This is a genomic window from Streptomyces sp. NPDC052109 (assembly GCF_040680195.1).
Classification (GTDB): domain Bacteria; phylum Actinomycetota; class Actinomycetes; order Streptomycetales; family Streptomycetaceae; genus Streptomyces.
Genome location: NZ_JBFAWF010000067.1, coordinates 1 through 1776, shown reverse-complemented (window position 1 = coordinate 1776; position 1776 = coordinate 1). Strand labels below are relative to the sequence as shown.

Sequence of the window (1776 nt, the reverse complement as noted above, 5' to 3'; positions counted from 1 at the left end):
TCGTTCCACTCCACCAACACCCGACGACGCTCACCCGCATCCAGCACGTCCACACCACCCACCCGGACATCCGGGTCAGCGACCAACAGCTCCAGCACCCGCACCAAGCGCTGTGCGAACTGCTCGACCGACGCGGGCTCGAACAGATCTGCCGCCGCGACCACCGAACCACGCAGCCCAGCCGGCCGGCCCGTGGCGTCGAACTGCTCGCCGAAGCCCAGCTCCAGGTCGAACTTCGCCGCCCCTGACCCCAGCTCCAATCCGGACATGACCAGGCCCGGCAGCTCCAGCGAGGCTTCGGTGACGTTCTGCAGTGTCAAGAGGACCTGGAACAACGGGTGCCGGGCCATCGAGCGGCTCGGCGCCAGTTCCTCCACCACCCGCTCGAACGGCACATCCTGGTGCTCGAACGCCGAGAGAGTCGTCTCCTGGACCTGTGCCAGCAGCTCGCGGAAGGTCGGGTCTCCGGACAGGTCCGTACGCAGAACCAGCGTGCTGACGAAGAAGCCCACCAGGTCGTCCAGTGCCTCATCCATGCGGCCGACCACAGGTGTGCCGATCGGGATGTCCGCACCCGCGCCAAGACGCGCGAGCAACACCGCCAGGGCGGCTTGCAGCGCCGTGAAGACGGTCACGCCCTCTGCCCGCGCCAGTTCCGCCAGCCGAGTGTGCACCGCAGCCGGGATCTCGACCGGCGCCCGGTGGCTTCGATGGGTCGCCACCAGCGGGCGCGCGTGGTCGAACGGCAGGGCCAGTTCCTCCGGCGAACCGTCCAGCGTCGTCCGCCAGTAGTCGAGCTGCTGGGACAGCAGACTCTCGGGGTCGTCCTCGCTGCCGAGCAGCTCGCGCTGCCACAGCGTGTAGTCCGCGTACTGCACCGGGAGCGGCTCCCACTCAGGGGCCTGCCCCGCACAGCGTGCCGCGTAGGCCGCCGACACGTCCCGAGCCAGGAGCCCGGTGGACCACCCATCGCTCGCTATGTGATGGACGACGACAGCGAGGACATGCTCCTGCGGGCCGAGTTCGAACAGCCGGCACCTGAACGGTATCTCCGTGGCCAGGTCGAAGACATGACCACACTCATCGGCCACCACGGTCTCGATGTCAGCTGGAGCAACCTGGGTGATCTCCAACTTCCAGCCGAGCTCGTCGGGTTTCAGCACGCGCTGATACGGCTCGCCGTCGGCAGTGGGAAAGACGGTACGTAGCGTCTCATGCCGACCGACCACATCCAGGAGTGCGGCATTCAACGCCGCACGGTTCAACTCTCCCGACAGCCGGTGCACTACGGGGATGTTGTAGGTGGCGCTCGGTCCCTCCAGCTGCCCGATGAGCCACAGTCGACGCTGCGCGAATGACAACGGAATCATCAGGAGTCCTCCCGGGAACGCATCGGCCGCAGCGCCGGCCTAGCTGATTTCTTGGTTCCAAGCTGCTGTGCGAGACCTGCGACCGTTGGTGCCTTGAAAAGCACGCGCAGCGGTACGTCCGCACCCAGCACAGTTCTGATCCGGCTGACCAGCCGAACGGCGAGCACGGAGTGGCCGCCGAGGTCGAAGAAGTCGTCGTCCACACCGACCCGCTCCAGGCCGAGGATCTCGGCGAAGGCCTGGCAGAGGGCTTCCTCGCGTTCGTTCGCGGGGGCCCGGCCGGTGCCCGCGCCGCCGGTACGGTCGGGGGTGGGCAGGGCCTTGCGGTCGAGCTTGCCGTTACCCGTCAGCGGCAACTCCTCGAGCACCACCACCGCCGAGGGCACCATGTACTCCGGCAGCCGCC

The 1776-nt window shown here is 67.8% G+C and carries 2 protein-coding genes; both read right to left on the bottom strand.

What is annotated here, in order from left to right:
* The coding region (locus AB0L59_RS42205; RefSeq protein ID WP_365593515.1) for a condensation domain-containing protein at positions 1-1370 on the bottom strand (1370 nt) is incomplete at its 3' end.
* On the bottom strand, positions 1370-1776 hold a 407-nt coding region (locus AB0L59_RS42200; protein ID WP_365593513.1), incomplete at its 5' end, for a phosphopantetheine-binding protein. The genes AB0L59_RS42200 and AB0L59_RS42205, both read right to left, overlap by 1 nt.